Origin of the sequence: Candidatus Protofrankia californiensis (genome assembly GCF_900634765.1) — a bacterium.
Taxonomy (GTDB): Bacteria; Actinomycetota; Actinomycetes; order Frankiales; family Frankiaceae; genus Protofrankia; species Protofrankia californiensis.
On record NZ_CAAAFT010000255.1, the window covers coordinates 4358 to 6981 of the forward strand.

Sequence of the window (2624 nt, forward strand, 5' to 3'; positions counted from 1 at the left end):
ACGTCGACTTCATCGAGGGCCTGTCACCGGCGGTCTCCATCGACCAGAAGTCGACGTCGCGCAACCCTCGTTCCACCGTCGGGACGATCACCGAGGTGTACGACTACCTGCGGCTGCTGTTCGCGCGAGGGGGTCGGCCGCACTGTCCGAAATGCGGCCGACCGATCTCCCGGCAGACTCCGCAGCAGATCGTCGACCGCCTGCTCGAGCTGCCCGAGGGCACCCGGTTCCAGGTGCTCGCCCCGGTCGTGCGGGGCCGCAAGGGCGAGTACGTCGACCTGTTCGCGGACCTGCAGGCAAAGGGTTTCGCCCGCGCGCGGGTCGACGGCACCGTCCTCGCGCTCACCGACATACCGAAACTGGAGAAGCAGCGCAAGCACACCATCGAGGTGGTGGTCGACCGGCTGGCGGTGAAGGCGTCCGCCAAGCAGCGGCTGACGGACTCCGTCGAGACCGCGCTCGGCCTCGGCGGCGGCCTGGTGCTGGTCGACTTCGTCGACCGGGACTCCGCCGACCCCGATCGCGAGCGGATGTACTCCGAGCATCTGGCCTGCCTCTACGACGACCTGTCGTTCGAGGAGCTGGAGCCGCGGTCGTTCTCCTTCAACTCCCCGTACGGCGCCTGTACGGAGTGCTCGGGTCTGGGTACCCGCAAGGAGGTCGACCCCGAACTGGTCGTTCCCGACCCGTCGCTGTCGCTGGACGCCGGAGCGGTCGCCCCGTGGTCAGCCGGTCACAACAAGGAGTACTTCACCCGGCTCCTCGAAGCCCTGGCCAACGATCTCGGCTTCCGGATGGACATCGCCTGGGAGGGGCTGCCGGAAAGGGCTCGCAAGGCGGTGCTGTACGGGCGGGGTGAGACCGAGGTCCAGGTTGCCTACACCAACCGGTACGGCCGGACCCGCCAGTACTACACGGCCTTCGAGGGTGTTGTCGCCTTCCTGCAGCGCCGGCACCGGGAGGCCGAGTCCGACAGCAGCCGGGAACGTTACGAGGGCTACATGCGTGATGTCGCCTGCTCGGCCTGCCGCGGCGCCCGGCTCAAGCCCGAGTCTCTGGCGGTGACGCTGGGCGGCCGGTCGATCGCCGAGATCGCCGGTATGGCCATCGGGGAGTGCGCCGAGTTCCTGCGCACCCTCGAGCTCACCGAGCGGGAACGCACGATCGCCGGCCGGGTGCTCAAGGAGATCGACGCCCGGCTGGCGTTCCTGCTCGACGTCGGGCTCGACTACCTCTCGCTGGACCGCGCCGCCGGCACCCTGGCCGGGGGCGAGGCGCAGCGGATCCGGCTCGCCACCCAGATCGGTTCCGGGCTGGTCGGCGTCCTCTACGTGCTCGACGAGCCCTCGATCGGGCTGCACCAGCGGGACAACCGCCGCCTCATCCAGACCCTGGTACGGCTACGGGATCTCGGCAACACCCTGATCGTCGTCGAGCACGACGAAGACACGATCCGGGCCGCCGACTGGGTCGTCGACATCGGCCCCGGAGCCGGGGAACACGGCGGGAAGGTCGTCGTGTCCGGCCCGGTGGACGCGCTGCTCGCCGAGGAGTCCTCGCTGACCGGGGCATACCTATCCCGCCGCCGCGAGATCCCGGTGCCCGACATCCGGCGGCAGCCGACCAGGGGGCGCGCGCTGACCGTCCACGCCGCCCGCGAGCACAACCTGCGCGACGTGACGGTGTCGTTCCCGCTCAGCTGCTTCGTCGCGGTCACCGGCGTCTCCGGCTCGGGCAAGTCCACCCTGGTCAACGACATCCTGGCCGCGGTGCTCGCGAACAAGCTCAACGGCGCCCGGGAGGTGCCGGGCCGGCATCGCACCGTCACCGGAATTGATCATCTCGACAAGGCCGTCCGGGTCGACCAGTCGCCGATCGGGCGCACCCCGCGCTCGAACCCGGCCACCTACACCGGTGTCTTCGACCACATCCGACGGCTGTTCGCCGAGACCACCGAGGCCAAGGTCCGCGGCTATCTGCCCGGGCGCTTCTCGTTCAACGTCAAGGGTGGCCGGTGCGAGGCCTGCGCCGGGGACGGCACCATCAAGATCGAAATGAACTTCCTGCCGGACGTGTACGTGCCGTGCGAGGTCTGCCAGGGCGCCCGGTACAACCGGGAGACGCTGGAGGTCCACTACAAGAACCGCAGCATCGCCGAGGTCCTCGACATGCCGATCGAGGAGGCCGCGGAGTTCTTCGCCGCCGTTCCCGCGATCGCCCGGCACCTGCGCACCCTCGACGACGTGGGACTGGGTTACGTCCGCCTCGGCCAGCCGGCACCGACGCTGTCCGGCGGTGAGGCACAGCGGGTCAAGCTCGCCGCCGAACTGCAGCGGCGCTCCACCGGGCGTACCGTCTACGTCCTGGACGAGCCCACCACAGGGCTGCACTTCGAGGACATCCGCAAGCTCCTCGGGGTCCTCGGACGGCTTGTGGACGCCGGCAATACAGTGATCGTCATCGAGCACAACCTGGACGTCATCAAGACCGCCGACTGGGTCATCGACATGGGGCCGGAGGGCGGTACCGGCGGCGGCCGGGTGGTTGCCGAGGGGCCGCCCGAGACGGTTGCGGCGGTCGAGGCGAGCCACACCGGTTTTTTTCTGCGGGAGATTCTCGGGCAA

The 2624-nt window shown here is 69.4% G+C and carries 1 protein-coding gene; it reads left to right on the forward strand.

Annotation, left to right across the window (positions count from 1 at the left end):
- On the forward strand, window positions 1–2624 hold a 2624-nt coding region (uvrA, locus tag DD1DGNOD_RS13825), incomplete at both ends, for an excinuclease ABC subunit UvrA (RefSeq protein WP_131770337.1).